This is a genomic window from Citrobacter sp. RHBSTW-00671 (assembly GCF_014103415.1).
Lineage (GTDB): Bacteria > Pseudomonadota > Gammaproteobacteria > Enterobacterales > Enterobacteriaceae > Citrobacter.
In genome coordinates this window covers 162,928-178,324 of the sequence record NZ_JABXPR010000001.1, presented here as the reverse complement: position 1 = coordinate 178,324, position 15,397 = coordinate 162,928, and the positions used below count along the sequence as shown (strand labels likewise).

Sequence of the window (15,397 nt, the reverse complement as noted above, 5' to 3'; positions counted from 1 at the left end):
GTTGTGTTGTTATAAAAAAGCCGGGATCGAGCCCGGCTATAGTTATTGTTTATCGCGTGATGGAATATTATTCAAACAAATTATGGTGCAGTTTCTGGACGACCAACTCGGCTTCGGTGCCCGGCACCAGGAAGCACAGGTTGTGGCTGGATGCGCCGTAGCAAATCATGCGAATGTTGAATGGCTCCAGTACACCGAACACCTCTTTGCCGACGCCACAAGCTTTCGACAGGTCATTACCAATCAGCGCGACCAGCGCCAGACCTTCTTCCACTTCAACCCGACACAGGGCAGACAGTTCCATCAGCAGAGACTGTGTTAACAGCGTATCGCCAGTGGAGGTTGAACCGGTGGTATCCAGCGTCAGCGCCACGCTGACTTCGGATGTGGTGATCAAATCTACCGAGATATTATGGCGCGCCAGAATGCCGAATACTTCCGCTAAAAAGCCGCGAGAGTGCAGCATATTCAGGCTATGCAGCGTCAACAGCGTTTGTTTGCGGCGCAGGGCCAGCGCCCGGAACAGCGGTGGATTCGCGGTTTTATTACACACCAGCGTGCCGCCTGCTTTTGGATCTTTGCTGGAGCCCACAAACACCGGAATATCGCTACGTACGGCAGGTAACAGGGTTGCCGGGTGCAGGACTTTCGCACCGAAGGTTGCCATTTCCGCGGCCTCCTCGAAGGCAATCTCATCGATACGCTGCGCTGCGGGAACAACGCGCGGATCGGTGGTGTAAATGCCAGGAACATCGGTCCAGATATCGACGCGCGTTGCGTGCAGCGCTTCGGCCAGCAGGGCGGCCGTATAATCGCTGCCGCCGCGTCCGAGTGTGGTGGTGCGGCCTTTGCTTTCGCTACCGATAAAGCCCTGAGTAATGACCAGACCTTCGCTCAGTCGCGGGGCAAGCTGGATGGCTGCCAGTTCGGCCAGCGCCGCCACATCTGGCTCAGCACGACCAAAGCGATCGTTGGTGCGCATCACTTTGCGTACGTCAAACCATTGGGCCTGAACGTTACGCTCGCGCAGGATCTCAACAAACAGCAGGGTAGACATCAGTTCACCGTGGCTGACCAGTTCATCCGTCAGCGCGGTTGAGGTCGCCAGTGACGCCGCTTCAGCCAGCGTAGTGATGTTTTCCAGCAGACGCTCAATTTCTTCGCGGATCACGTTCGGATAACGCAGGCGTTCCAGAATATTGAACTGAATTTGACGAATGGCGTCGAGTTTCTCGAAGCGCTCAGTCGGCTCCAGACCTTCTGCCAGTGCAACCAGCAGATTGGTAATGCCTGCAGAAGCGGAAAGCACCACTAAGCGGACGTTAATATCGGAAAGTACGACATCCGCGCTGCGATTCATGGCGTCAAAATCCGCCACGCTGGTACCACCAAACTTGGAGACAACTACATCAGTCATAACTACCTCGTGTCAGGGAATGAATAGAGCGACCATGGCACATAAGGCAGAACGGAAACCGGTGCAGGCGCAAATGCAAATACCGTATTTATAAATAAAATGTGTAGCTTGCACTGTCAACGCTGGGATTATGCGGATTTTTCATGCTGCAACTGCGTTGAGTAACGGTACTAATAACAACGCTGATAACCGCTATACTTTTTAGCCACGTTTGGCGGATGCCCTGGCAATGGCATTAAAACAATCACACTTTTCTGTGACTGGCGTTACAATCGATCTCAGTCACAATTCTCAAAATCAGAAGAGTATTGCTAATGAAAAACATCAATCCAACGCAGACCTCAGCCTGGCAGGCACTACAAAAACACTTTGAAGAGATGAAAGACGTTACTATCGCGGATCTTTTCGCGAAAGATAGCGATCGTTTCACTAAGTTTTCCGCGACGTTTGACGATTTGATGCTGGTGGATTTCTCCAAAAACCGCATCACTGAAGAGACGCTGGCTAAACTGCAGGATCTGGCGAAAGAAACCGATTTGGCGGGTGCCATCAAGTCCATGTTCTCCGGTGAGAAAATCAACCGCACCGAGGACCGTGCCGTGCTGCACGTGGCGCTGCGCAACCGTAGCAATACGCCGATCATCGTTGATGGCAAAGATGTGATGCCAGAAGTGAATGCGGTGCTGGAGAAAATGAAATCGTTCTCTGAAGCGATCATCTCCGGAAGCTGGAAAGGCTACACCGGCAAAGCGATCACGGATGTGGTGAACATCGGTATCGGCGGCTCCGACCTCGGCCCGTTCATGGTGACCGAAGCGCTGCGCCCGTATAAAAATCACCTGAATATGCACTTTGTGTCTAACGTCGATGGTACGCACATTGCCGAAGTGCTGAAGAAAGTGAACCCGGAAACCACGCTGTTCCTGGTCGCGTCTAAAACCTTCACCACCCAGGAAACCATGACCAACGCCCACAGCGCGCGCGACTGGTTCCTGGCGACCGCAGGCGACAACAAGCACGTTGCCAAACACTTCGCAGCACTGTCCACCAACGGTAAAGCGGTTGGCGAGTTTGGTATTGATACTGCCAACATGTTCGAGTTCTGGGACTGGGTTGGCGGCCGTTACTCTCTGTGGTCTGCCATTGGCCTGTCCATCATTCTGTCCGTGGGCTTCGACAACTTTGTTGAGCTGCTCTCCGGCGCGCACGCGATGGACAAACACTTCTCCACCACCCCGGCGGAGAAAAACCTGCCGGTACTGCTGGCGTTGATCGGTATCTGGTACAACAACTTCTTCGGTGCCGAAACCGAAGCAATCCTGCCGTACGACCAGTATATGCACCGTTTCGCGGCCTACTTCCAGCAGGGTAACATGGAATCCAACGGTAAATATGTTGACCGTAACGGCAATGCGGTGGATTACCAGACTGGCCCAATCATCTGGGGTGAGCCGGGTACTAACGGCCAGCATGCGTTCTACCAGCTGATTCATCAGGGCACCAAAATGGTTCCTTGTGACTTTATCGCGCCGGCGATCACCCACAACCCGCTGTCCGATCACCATCCGAAACTGCTGTCTAACTTCTTCGCGCAGACCGAAGCGCTGGCATTTGGTAAATCTCGTGACGTGGTTGAGCAGGAATACCGCGACCAGGGTAAAGATCCGGCCCAGCTCGAACACGTTGTGCCGTTCAAAGTGTTTGAAGGCAACCGCCCGACCAACTCCATCCTGCTGCGTGAAATCACGCCGTTCAGTCTGGGTGCGCTGATTGCATTGTATGAGCACAAAATCTTTACTCAGGGCGCCATCCTGAACATCTTCACTTTCGACCAGTGGGGCGTGGAGCTGGGCAAACAGCTGGCAAACCGCATTCTGCCGGAACTGAATGATGATAAAGAAATCACCAGCCATGATTGCTCGACCAACGGTTTGATTAACCGTTATAAGTCCTGGCGTGCCTGATGGCGCTGCGCTAATCAGGCCTACAGGCGCACACTTGTAGGCCGGATAAGGCGTTTCGCCGCCATCCGGCATTAATGAAATAAAAAAGCCGATATTAATATCGGTTTTTTTATAAGAATGCTCCAGGATATCTACGTTTTAGCTTCATACCTTAATTGAGCTTAATCCTAAAATAATTTTCTTAATGTTGTTCAATTTCTGGTGTTTTCGGATTTACCGGATATTGCATTTTTATTTTTATATTTTAATTGATTGATTTATTTGTATTTGTTGTATTTTTTAATTATTTCTACTTTCGTTATCTAATTATCCTAAATTCCCCCGTGGCGTAATTTGCACACTTTCGCTTGTGTATACTCGATCTCGCCCGAAATTCTTTTGGGTAAATCTCCATTCATACAATGAAGGGAATTTGTGATGAAAAAAGTTCTGTATGGCCTGTGGGCTATATCTGCGCTTGCGGCGACTTCTGTCTATGCCGCCCCCGTTCAGGTGGGGGAGGCAGCAGGGTCGGCAGCGGCGTCGGTTTCGGCAGGAAGTTCCTCCGCAACCAGCGTGAGCACCGTAAGTTCTGCGGTGGGGGTTGCCCTGGCGGCGACCGGTGGCGGCGATGGTTCTAATACCGGAACCACAACCACCACAACCACCAGTACCCAGTAATACCGGTACGTTTAACCATAACCACACTTCGGTGTGGTTATTTTGGATTGCCAAAGGTCAGTGGGATTTGTAGGCCGGGTAAGCGTCGCGCCACCCGGCAATAATGCGGAGAAACGTCGTGAAGCGACCAGCGCTGATATTGGTTTGCCTGTTATTACAAGCGTGTTCAGCCACCACCGAAGGGCTGGGTCATTCGCTGTGGGAGAGTGTGTTTGGGTCACCTGGCGTACAGATGACGGACGATGAAATCCACAACATGCCCTACGCCAGCCAGTATATGCAGCTCAACGGCGGTCCCCAGCTGTTTGTCGTGCTCGCTTTTACCGAAAACGGGCAGCAGAAATGGGTGACTCAGGATCGGGCCATTCTTGTGACGCAGCATGGGCGACTGGTGAAAACGCAACTCGGTGGCGACAACCTGATCGAGGTGAACAATCTGGCGGCTGATCCACTGATCAAGCCCAATCAGATAGTCGATGGCGCAACGTGGACCCGCACGATGGGCTGGACTGAGCATCAACAGGTCCGCTACGCCACTGCCCGCTCGGTTTTCAAATGGGATGGCCCTGACAGCATCAGCGTGGGCAGCGAACAGACTGCGGTTCGGGTGCTGGGCGAAGAAGTGACGACCGATCGGGCGCGCTGGCATAACCGCTACTGGATCGACAGTGAAGGGCAAATCCGTCAGTCAGAGCAGTATCTGGGCGCACATTTCTTCCCGGTGAAAACCACGCTGATTAAGGCGGCAAAATCATGATCAAACGAGCCGTTATGGCGCTGCTGTTGAGTCTGAACGCTGCGTCTGTTTTTGCTGCGGGCAGCGTTAAGGTCTTTACCTCCGCCAGCGCAGAGCCGAAAACGCTGACCGGGGCCGAACATCTGCTCGATCTGGTGGGACAGCCGCGGTTGAGTAATAGCTGGTGGCCCGGCGCGGTTATCAGCGAAGAGCGGGCAACGACGGAGGCGCAACGTCAGCAGCAGGCATTACTGGCGCGCCTGGCGGCGCTGAGCGCTGAAAAAAGCGGTGACGATGCCGCGTCTATTAACGCATTACGCCAGCAAATTCAGGCGCTGAAGGTGACTGGCAGACAGAAGATTAACCTCGACCCGGATGTTGTGCGCGTCAGCGAACGAGGCAACCCGCCGTTGCAGGGCCATTACACGCTGTGGGTCGGTCCACAGCCAACCGATGTCACGCTGTTTGGCCTGCTAAGCCGTCCGGGTAAACAACCGTTTATGCCCGGGCGTGATATTGCCAGCTATCTCGATGGGCAAAGTCGGCTCAGCGGTGCGGATAGTAGCTACGCCTGGGTCATCTATCCCGACGGACGCACGCAAAAAGTACCGGTGGCTTACTGGAACAAACGCCACGTTGAGCCGATGCCCGGCAGCATCATTTTTGTCGGACTCTCTGATGCTGTCTGGAGCAACGTTCCGGATGAAATCAATGCCGATGTTCTTCGCACCCTGACTCAGCGGACCCCTGAATAATGAGAAAAACTTATCTGCTCAGCCTGTTGGCGCTGGGCGTAAGCGTTGCCTGCCATGGTGAAACCTGGCCCGCGCCCATTGGACCATCGCAGTCCGATTTTGGCGGCGTGGGGCTGCTGCAAACCCCAACCGCACGCATGGCGCGCGAGGGCGAAATGAGCCTCAACTACCGCGATAACGATCAGTACCGCTACTACTCTGCGTCGGTGCAGATCTTCCCGTGGCTGGAAACCACGCTGCGCTACACCGATGTGCGTACCAAACAATACAGTAGCGTGGAGTCGTTTTCTGGCGATCAGACATACAAGGATAAGGCGTTTGACCTCAAACTGCGGCTGTGGGAAGAGAGCTACTGGACGCCACAGGTGGCTGTTGGCGCACGAGATATTGGCGGAACGGGCCTGTTCGATGCGGAGTATATTGTGGCGAATAAAGCCTGGGGGCCGTTTGATTTCTCGCTTGGCCTCGGCTGGGGATACCTTGGGACCAGCGGCAACGTCAGCAATCCGCTGTGTTCCTACAGCGATAAATTCTGTTACCGCGACAATAGCTACAAACAGGCGGGTTCTATCGATGGAAGTCAGATGTTCCATGGTCCGGCATCGTTGTTTGGCGGCGTCGAGTATCAGACGCCCTGGCAGCCGTTGCGTCTGAAACTGGAATATGAGGGAAACAATTATCAGCAGGATTTTGCGGGTAAGCTGGATCAGAAGAGCAAGTTTAACGTCGGCGCTATTTATCGCGTCACCGATTGGGCCGACGTTAACCTCAGCTATGAGCGTGGGAACACCTTTATGTTTGGGGTCACGCTGCGGACTAACTTCAACGATCTGCGGCCAAACTATAACGACAACGCCCGCCCGAAATATCAGCCCCAGCCCCAGGATGCCATCCTGCAACATTCGGTGGTGGCGAATCAGCTAACGCTGCTGAAGTATAATGCTGGGCTGGCAGACCCTAAAATTCAGGTGCAGGGCGATACGCTATATGTGACCGGAGAACAGGTGAAATACCGTGATTCGCGGGAAGGGATCGAACGCGCCAACCGGATCGTGATGAACGATCTCCCTGACGGGATCCGCACGATCCGCATTACGGAAAACCGCCTGAACTTACCGCAGGTGACGACCGAAACGGAGGTTTCCAGCCTTAAGCGTCATCTGGAAGGCGAGCCGCTGGGCCATGAAACCCAGCTGGCGCAAAAACGCGTTGAGCCCGTGGTGCCGCAGACCACCGAGCAGGGCTGGTATATCGACAAATCACGCTTTGATTTTCACATCGATCCGGTACTTAACCAGTCGGTGGGTGGCCCGGAAAACTTCTATATGTATCAACTGGGCGTGATGGGAACGGCGGATCTGTGGGTCACGGATCACCTGCTGACCACCGGTAGCCTGTTTGCCAACCTTGCCAATAACTACGACAAGTTTAACTACACTAACCCACCGCAGGATTCGCATTTACCACGCGTGCGTACCCATGTGCGCGAGTATGTGCAAAACGATGTCTACGTGAATAACCTGCAGGCCAATTACTTCCAGTCACTCGGAAACGGATTCTACGGACAGGTTTACGGCGGTTATCTGGAAACCATGTACGGCGGGGCGGGTGCGGAAGTATTGTATCGTCCGCTGGACAGTAACTGGGCGTTTGGCATTGACGCCAACTACGTGAAACAGCGTGACTGGCGTAGCGCACAGGACATGATGAAGTTCACCGACTATAGCGTGAAGACCGGGCATTTGACGGCGTACTGGAATCCTTCGTTTGCTCAGGATGTTCTGGTGAAAGCCAGCGTGGGGCAGTATCTGGCAGGTGATAAAGGCGGCACGCTGGAAATTGCGAAACGCTTCGATAGCGGCGTGGTAGTTGGCGGCTATGCGACCATCACGAATGCATCGCCGGACGAGTACGGAGAGGGGGATTTCACCAAAGGGGTGTACGTTTCCGTGCCGCTGGATCTTTTCTCCTCTGGCCCAACCCGCAGTCGTGCGGCGATAGGCTGGACACCGTTAACGCGTGATGGTGGTCAGCAGCTTGGGCGTAAGTTTGGTTTGTACGATATGACCAGTGACAGGAGTGAGAACTTCCGTTGATGTGCATGTTGATCGCCCGGTGGCGCTACGCTTACCGGGCCTACGGCAGGCCGGGTAAGGCAAAGCCGGCATCCGGCAAGAACCGTCGTGTGAACAAAACATAAACAAAAAATGTAGATCTCTGTCACATTTTTGCGTTATACAGGAACTCTGTCACTGAGTAAGAGGTGCTGTTATGACGTCGCTATCTCGTCCCCGCGTGGAGTTTATCTCCACCATCTTGCAGACCGTGTTGAATCTGGGGCTGCTGAGTCTGGGCCTGATCCTGGTCGTATTCCTCGGGAAAGAAACGCTGCATCTGGCCGATGTGCTGTTCGCGCCGGAACAAACCAGCAAATATGAGCTGGTGGAAGGACTGGTGGTTTACTTTCTGTACTTTGAATTTATCGCGCTGATTGTGAAGTATTTTCAGTCAGGGTTTCACTTTCCGCTGCGCTACTTTGTCTATATCGGGATCACGGCGATTGTGCGGTTGATCATTGTCGATCATAAAGCACCCATGGATGTGCTGATCTATTCTGCGGCGATCCTGCTGCTGGTGATCACCCTGTGGCTGTGCAACTCGAAGCGGTTGAAGCGAGAGTAAAAAACAACACGCCGTTGGGGCGGCGTGTTGCAGGTCAGGCTTATTGTGCAGAGACGGGTTTGGCTTTCTCTGCTGCGGGTTCCCACAGCTCTTCAAGTTCTTCCAGTGTTTTGCCTTTGGTTTCCGGCACGAGCTTCCACATGAACAGCGCCGCCAGGATGCCCATACAACCGTAGATCCAGTAGGAGAAACCGTTGTGGAAATGGGAAACCAGCCAGGAGTTTTTGTCCATCATCGGGAAAGTCCAGGAGACGAAGTAGTTCGCCAGCCACTGGGCCGCGACCGCAATGGCGAGTGCTTTACCGCGAATCGCATTGGGGAAGATTTCTGCCAGCAACACCCAACACACCGGTCCCCAGGACATAGCGAATGCTGCGACATAAAACAGCATCGACAGCAGCGCCACCAGGCCGGAAGCCTGCGTATAAAATGCAGTGCCGAGGCTGAACATCCCAATTGCCATGCCGAATGCGCCAATGATCTGCAGCGGTTTGCGACCAAACTTGTCCACCGTCATGATCGCCAGCACGGTGAAACTCAGGTTGATTACACCGACAATAATGGTCTGCAATAGCGCCACATCGGTGCTGGCTCCAAGCGTTTTGAAGACTTCCGGCGCGTAGTACAGCACGACGTTAATACCGACAAACTGCTGGAAGATGGATAACATCACGCCGATGACGATCACGCCTGCCCCAAACATCAACAGACGACCACCGGTTTTGCGTCCATGCTCAAGTGACTGATTAATCTCCTGCATTGCCTGAGTGGCGAGTGTGCTACCCATAATCTTGCGCAGAATACCTTCTGCCTGCTCATGTCTGCCGCGCGCCATCAGCCAACGTGGGCTTTCTGGTACGGTATACAGCAGCAGTAAAAACAGCAGGGCGGGGATACTTTCGGAGGCAAACATATATCGCCAGCCATCGGTATTCAGCCAGTTGGCATCACCAGAGCGGGCAATAAAATAGTTAACGCAGTACACCAGTAACTGGCCGAAAATAATCGCGAATTGGTTAAAGGAAACCAGTTTTCCACGAATATGTGCCGGAGCCAGCTCAGCAATATACATAGGTGAAAGCATGGAAGCTAAACCTACGCCAATACCACCGATGATGCGATAAATAACGAATTCGGGAACGTATCCTGCTAAATAAACAGGCACAGCATTATCGGGGTTAATGGTGGTAAAGCCTAATTCTGGCCATGCGGAACCGATGCCGGAAATAAAAAATAACAGCGCAGCGATTTTCAGCGAATCCCGACGACCAAAGCGGTTACTGCAATACCCGCCCAGCGCACCACCGATGATGCAGCCAATCAGTGCACTGGCAACGCAGAAACCCAGCAGCGAGTTAGCGGCGGATTCACTTAAGTGTTGTGGGGCAACAAACACGGTATTTAAGGACTCTACCGTACCGGATATGACCGCAGTGTCATAACCAAATAATAAACCTCCTAATGTAGCAACTAGCGTAATCGAAAATATATAGCTGGAATTATATTGGGTATTCATTCAGACCTGCCTTAGACGATACAGCTCTTTTTATCAGTATTGGAGATGGTGGATTTAACAGGCAGGGAAGACAATTATCATTTTTTACATTGCAATTACGTTTTGTCTTTTCTGTGATCTTAGCTCTGTTTAATATGTTGCCAGTCAGGTGGAGAATTGAATTGCAGTGATGGAGAGCACGAAAGGAAATAATCATAACGGCAATGCAAAATAACATAAAAAAAGGGCGCTCCGTAGAGCGCCGAATAACAGTCACAGGTTGGGATAACATAAGTTGAGGGTTGCAGTGGCATTGCCCGTTGCCGGGCGGGGTAACACAACTACTTTGATGAAACTTAGCCTTTCACACCACCCGCGGTCAGGCCGTTGACCAGCCAGCGCTGCGCCAACAGGAATACCAGCGTGATCGGAATAGCGGAAAGTACAGCTGCGGCGGCAAAGTCGCCCCACAAATAGTTCTGTGGATTGAGGTACTGCTGCATACCTACCGCAAGGGTGTAGCTGTTCACATCACGCAGCAGCAGCGATGCGACCGGGACTTCAGTAATGGCGGCAATGAACGACAGAATAAACACGACCGCCAGAATCGGTACCGAGAGCGGCAACAGCACCAGGCGGAAAGCCTGCCACGGCGTTGCACCATCCAGCGCGGCTGCTTCTTCCAGCGAACCGTCGATAGTTTCGAAATAGCCTTTAATCGTCCACACATGCAGTGCGATACCGCCGAGGTAGGCGAAAATCACACCGCCGTGGGTGTTGAGACCGATAAACGGAATATACTGGCCCAGACGGTCAAACAACGCGTATAACGCCACCAGGGACAGTACCGCCGGGAACATCTGGAAAATCAGCATCCCTTTCAGCAGCGTTGCTTTGCCCGGGAAACGCATGCGGGCAAAGGCATAAGCACAGGTGGTGGAGAGCGTCACGATACCGATCGCGGTAATGGTGGCTACTTTCACCGAGTTCCACAGCCATAACAGCACCGGGAACGGCGGCGGGGTCACGCGGCCATCCGCGTGCTCTACGCTAAAGCCCAGCGCCAGTTTCCAGTGCTCCCAGGAGATGTTTTCCGGGATCAGGCTGCCAGTGGCAAAGTTACCTTCGCGCAGCGAGATAGCGATAACCATCAGCAGCGGGAACATGATCGCCGCGATAAAAATCAGCAACCCTAAGTGCGTTGCGAATAAACGTAACTTTTGTGATTTCGGTTGGACCATAGCCATTGTCGTTATCTCCCTTAATCAAACTTCATACGTGTGGCTTTCAGGTTCACGATCGCCAGTGCGCCTACCAGCAGGAAGATCAGCGTGGCAATCGCCGCCGCCAGACCGAAGTCCTGCCCGCCACCGCCTTCAAAGGCGATACGGTAGGTGTAGCTCACGAGCAGGTCGGTATAACCGGCTGGCGTGGTGGTGCCAAGTCTATCCGGGCCACCGTTGGTCAACAGCTGAATCAGCACGAAGTTGTTAAAGTTAAAGGCAAAGCTGGCAATCATCAGCGGCGTTAGCGGCTTAATCAGCAGCGGAAGCGTAATCTTAAAGAAGTTCTGGAACGGGCCGGCGCCATCCATTGCTGATGCTTCATACAGGTCATCAGGAATCGCCTTCAGCAGCCCCATGCACAGGATCATCATGTACGGATAACCCAGCCAGGTGTTGACGATAATAATCATCGAGCGTGCGGTGGTTGGGTCGCTGAACCAGGCCGGTTTGATGCCAAACAGTGTGCTCAGCATCATGTTGATTTCACCAAAGCTTTGGTTGAACAATCCTTTGAAAATCAGAATCGAGATAAACGACGGCACGGCATAGGGCAGGATCAGCAGGACGCGGTAAATCGCTTTGCCTTTCAGGGATTCCCACTGCACCAGACAGGCCAGCACCATCCCTACCGCAACGGTGAGGATTACCGTCAGGACTGAGAACACCACTGTCCAGACAAAGATGGCGAAGAACGGCTTCTGGATGCCTTCATCGGTAAAGACGCGGGTGAAGTTGTCCCACCCAATGGCGACGGTATAGCCTGGGCTGAGTTTTTCTGTACCCCAGCTCCCGTCAGCGTTAATCGCCTGATAGTAACCAACATCGTTGTTGGCGCGGTATTTTACGCCGCTCTGGTTATTGGTGAGCGTGCCGTCATCAGCGAGCGTATAGAGCGGCTGCGTGCCGGAGAACTGACGCAGTGAACTCATGATAACTTTGCTGTCATCCGGCAGAATGGCCGTTAACTGCGTCAGCGCCTGACGATTCTGGGTGATGATGCGCAGCGTCGCACGTTCGCCAGTTGGCAGTGCATCAGCATCCTTCAGTTGCAGTTTCTGCTCGCCGCCAAATTTAAAGGCGTCGGAAACATAATTTTTTCCTGTTTCACCGTCGGTAAGGGCCAGTTGCCACTCATCACCCGCCGGATACAAGCCGAAATTATAGGTTTTGCCCGCCTGATATGAACGCTCCATCAGGACTTGTTGAGCGCGTTCAAAGGTCAGCTGGTTAGTGCTGCTGTAGTTGGTAAAGGCAATGGCAATGGTGCAAAGCAACGGAAACAGAACAAACAGCCCCATACCCGCGACGCCAGGATAAACATAGCGCCAGGCATAGGCTTTACGGTTAGCGAAAATATACAGGCCAGCAGAGCTTAAAATCAGCGTCATGATGGCAAACAGGTACTCCCCCTGAGCGTACATCAAAACAACAAGGTAACCGACCAGCAGCCCAAGCAGACCCATCACTGACCATTTCAGCGTGTCGCTTTGCCACCAGTGTTTCTTTTTAATGACATCCATGGGGATCTTCCTCTACAACATTGAACATCTGTCGGCAAAAGTGCCTGATGGCGCTGCGCTTATCAGGCCTACGGTGAGTTGTAGGCCGGATAAGGCATTTATGCCGCCATCCGGCACGTGTGCTACAGCACTACTTGGTGATACGACCCTGCGCGTCTTTCAGTGCAGCATCAACAGTCTGACGACCGCTGGCTGCGTTGATCACTGCGGTACGAACGGCGTACCAGAATGCTGACATCTGCGGGATGTTCGGCATGATTTCGCCTTTCTGGGCGTTATCCATGGTGGCCGCGATGCGAGGATCTTTTGCTAATTGATCCTGGAAGGATTTCAGCGCAACGGCGCCCAGCGGTTTGTCCTTGTTCACTTCATCCAGACCCTGATCGGTCAGCAGGTAGTTTTCGAGGAACTCTTTCGCCAGTTCTTTGTTCGGGCTGGCGGCGTTAATACCGGCGCTCAGTACCCCAACAAACGGTTTAGACGCTTTGCCTTTGAAGGTTGGCAGCAGCGTTACGCCGTAGTTGATTTTGCTCTTGTCGATGTTCGACCATGCCCACGGACCGTTAATGGTCATCGCGGTATCGCCTTTGTTAAAGGCCGCTTCAGCGATGGAATAGTCGGTATCCGCGTTCATGTGTTTGTTCTTGATGAGATCAACCAGGAAGGTCAGACCGGCTTTCGCGCCAGCGTTATCCACGCCGACGTCTTTCACATCGTACTTACCGTTTTCAAACTTGAATGCGTAACCACCGTCGGCAGCAATCAGCGGCCAGGTGAAGTACGGTTCTTGCAGGTTGAACATCAGTGCAGATTTACCTTTCGCCTTCAGCTCTTTATCCAGCGCCGGGATCTCTTCCCAGGTTTTTGGCGGGTTCGGCACGAGGTCTTTGTTATAAATCAGCGACAGCGCTTCAACCGCGATTGGGTAGGCAATCAGCTTGCCGTTATAGCGTACGGCATCCCAGGTGAACGGATAGAGTTTGTCCTGGAACGCTTTGTCCGGCGTGATTTCAGCCAGCAGGCCAGACTGTGCGTAACCACCAAAACGGTCATGCGCCCAGAAGATAATGTCCGGGCCATCACCGGTCGCAGCAACCTGTGGGAATTTTTCTTCCAGCTTGTCAGGATGCTCAATGGTGACTTTAATTCCCGTGTCTTTCTCGAATTTTTTGCCCACTTCAGCGAGGCCGTTGTAGCCTTTATCGCCGTTAATCCAGATAACCAGCTTACCTTCTTCAATCTTGGCGAGAGCCGAGGCGGAGAACATCATCGTCGTCAATGCGGACAATGCGAGGATGCGTGCGCCAGTTTTGATTTTCATAGTTCCCATCCTGTTTGGTGATTTTGCAGAGGTGGCTTAACGGTTACTAGTTTCTTTATACGACAACCTCTTTCCATCCTCCTTACCCCTACGCCCCACCCGTTCTTTATGTGATCTGTGTTACATAAATGTGAGTAATGCGTACTGGCGCACATAAAAACCCACTGATTTTTGCAGGCTGCATCACGAAATTCCTCTGAGGCAGGTAGCCAGGGTCTCAGACGCTGCTCTCTCATCCTCCCGCCTCCTCCCCCATAAAAAAGCTGGGGGGTGGAGGATTCACGCCGTTAAGGGATAACGCATAGTCAATCCATCAATGAATGTTGCTGTCGATGACAGGTTGTAACGAAGGGAGAAGGGCATGGCGAGCGTACAGCTGCGAAATGTAACGAAAGCCTGGGGTGACGTGGTGGTATCGAAAGATATCAATCTCGACATTCACGAAGGGGAATTCGTGGTGTTTGTCGGACCGTCAGGCTGTGGTAAGTCAACCTTGCTGCGTATGATCGCCGGACTTGAAACCATCACCAGTGGTGATTTGTTTATCGGGGAGACCCGGATGAACGACATTCCACCCGCCGAACGTGGTGTGGGGATGGTCTTCCAGTCCTATGCGCTGTATCCCCATTTGTCCGTCGCTGAAAACATGTCATTCGGCCTCAAACTCGCTGGTGCGAAAAAAGAGGTGATGAACCAGCGTGTTAATCAGGTCGCGGAAGTGCTGCAACTGGCCCATCTGCTGGAGCGCAAACCCAAAGCGCTCTCCGGTGGACAACGTCAGCGTGTGGCGATTGGCCGTACGTTGGTTGCAGAGCCGCGTGTCTTTCTGTTGGACGAACCGCTGTCAAACCTCGATGCCGCACTGCGCGTCCAGATGCGCATTGAAATATCCCGCCTGCATAAGCGTCTTGGTCGCACGATGATTTACGTCACCCACGATCAGGTCGAAGCGATGACCCTGGCCGACAAAATTGTGGTGCTGGATGCCGGCCGCGTCGCGCAGGTTGGTAAACCCCTCGAGCTGTACCACTACCCAGCTGACCGCTTTGTTGCCGGGTTTATTGGTTCGCCAAAGATGAACTTCCTGCCGGTGAAAGTGACGGCAACGGCGATCGATCAGGTTCAGGTTGAGCTGCCTAACCGCCAGCAAATATGGCTACCAGTGGAAAGCCGTGCGGTGCAGGTCGGCGCCAATATGTCTTTAGGTATCCGCCCGGAACATCTGCTGCCCAGCGATATTGCTGATGTCACCCTTGAAGGTGAAGTACAGGTAGTCGAGCAGTTGGGTCACGAAACACAAATCCATATCCAGATCCCCGCCATCCGTCAGAACCTGGTTTACCGCCAGAACGACGTGGTGTTGGTAGAAGAGGGTGCCACATTCGCTATCGGCCTGCCGCCAGAGCGTTGCCATCTGTTCCGTGAGGATGGCACTGCATGTCGTCGGTTGCATCAGGAGCCGGGCGTTTAAGGTCCCCATAAAAAAACGAAACGCAAAACCATTCGTAGTTGCAGAAGGTGGCAGCGTTTAAAGAAAAGCAATGATCTCAGGAGATAGAAC

Annotated in this window: 12 protein-coding genes and 1 pseudogene; 8 read left to right on the top strand and 5 right to left on the bottom strand. The window is 53.1% G+C overall.

What is annotated here, in order from left to right:
- Nucleotides 1-67 precede the first annotated feature (67 nt).
- Nucleotides 68-1,417, bottom strand: coding sequence for a lysine-sensitive aspartokinase 3 (gene lysC, locus HV261_RS00860; protein ID WP_202037183.1), 1,350 nt, complete (start codon nt 1,415-1,417; stop codon nt 68-70).
- Between the two features lie 314 nt (nt 1,418-1,731).
- Here lysC and pgi point away from each other — a divergent pair, with 314 nt between their 5' ends.
- The 6 genes from pgi to psiE all read left to right on the top strand — a co-directional run bounded on the left by pgi (nt 1,732) and on the right by psiE (nt 8,214).
- Nucleotides 1,732-3,381: a glucose-6-phosphate isomerase gene (gene pgi / locus HV261_RS00855; RefSeq protein WP_202037182.1), complete on the top strand. Its 1,650-nt coding sequence runs from the start codon at nt 1,732-1,734 to the stop codon at nt 3,379-3,381.
- Nucleotides 3,382-3,798: 417 nt separating this feature from the next.
- On the top strand, nt 3,799-4,041 hold the full coding sequence (gene yjbE, locus HV261_RS00850; protein ID WP_003826562.1) for an exopolysaccharide production protein YjbE: 243 nt from the start codon (nt 3,799-3,801) through the stop codon (nt 4,039-4,041).
- Between the two features lie 118 nt (nt 4,042-4,159).
- Complete coding sequence (locus tag HV261_RS00845) at nt 4,160-4,798, top strand: YjbF family lipoprotein (protein ID WP_202037181.1); 639 nt, start codon at nt 4,160-4,162, stop codon at nt 4,796-4,798.
- Nucleotides 4,795-5,532, top strand: coding sequence for a capsule biosynthesis GfcC family protein (locus HV261_RS00840; protein WP_202037180.1), 738 nt, complete (start codon nt 4,795-4,797; stop codon nt 5,530-5,532). Before HV261_RS00845 ends, HV261_RS00840 begins: the two co-directional genes overlap by 4 nt.
- Nucleotides 5,532-7,628: a YjbH domain-containing protein gene (locus HV261_RS00835; RefSeq protein WP_202037179.1), complete on the top strand. Its 2,097-nt coding sequence runs from the start codon at nt 5,532-5,534 to the stop codon at nt 7,626-7,628. The genes HV261_RS00840 and HV261_RS00835 overlap by 1 nt, the downstream gene beginning before the upstream one ends.
- Nucleotides 7,629-7,803: 175 nt before the next feature.
- A complete protein-coding gene (gene psiE / locus HV261_RS00830) occupies nt 7,804-8,214 on the top strand; it encodes a phosphate-starvation-inducible protein PsiE (protein WP_003031674.1) in 411 nt (136 codons plus the stop codon).
- 40 nt (nt 8,215-8,254) lie between these two features.
- Here psiE and xylE read toward each other — a convergent pair whose 3' ends face one another.
- The 3 genes from xylE to malF form a co-directional block, all read right to left on the bottom strand.
- Complete coding sequence (xylE, locus tag HV261_RS00825) at nt 8,255-9,730, bottom strand: D-xylose transporter XylE (protein WP_202037178.1); 1,476 nt, start codon at nt 9,728-9,730, stop codon at nt 8,255-8,257.
- 335 nt (nt 9,731-10,065) lie between these two features.
- Nucleotides 10,066-10,956: a maltose ABC transporter permease MalG gene (malG, locus tag HV261_RS00820; RefSeq protein WP_043018069.1), complete on the bottom strand. Its 891-nt coding sequence runs from the start codon at nt 10,954-10,956 to the stop codon at nt 10,066-10,068.
- Between the two features lie 14 nt (nt 10,957-10,970).
- A complete protein-coding gene (gene malF / locus HV261_RS00815; RefSeq protein WP_202037177.1) occupies nt 10,971-12,515 on the bottom strand; it encodes a maltose ABC transporter permease MalF in 1,545 nt (514 codons plus the stop codon).
- Nucleotides 12,516-12,555: 40 nt separating this feature from the next.
- Between malF and HV261_RS27895 the strand changes: the two are divergent.
- Nucleotides 12,556-12,630, top strand: a pseudogene (locus tag HV261_RS27895) (hypothetical protein); the annotation flags it as partial.
- Between the two features lie 15 nt (nt 12,631-12,645).
- On the opposite strand, the gene malE reads toward HV261_RS27895, so the two are convergent.
- Nucleotides 12,646-13,836 carry a maltose/maltodextrin ABC transporter substrate-binding protein MalE gene (gene malE, locus HV261_RS00810; protein ID WP_003031680.1) on the bottom strand — a complete coding sequence of 397 codons (1,191 nt, stop codon included), beginning with the start codon at nt 13,834-13,836 and terminating at the stop codon, nt 12,646-12,648.
- Between the two features lie 361 nt (nt 13,837-14,197).
- On the opposite strand from malE, the gene malK reads away from it, so the two are divergent.
- Nucleotides 14,198-15,307, top strand: a complete 1,110-nt coding sequence (gene malK, locus HV261_RS00805; RefSeq protein WP_005132674.1) for a maltose/maltodextrin ABC transporter ATP-binding protein MalK — start codon at nt 14,198-14,200, stop codon at nt 15,305-15,307.
- Nucleotides 15,308-15,397 lie beyond the last annotated feature (90 nt).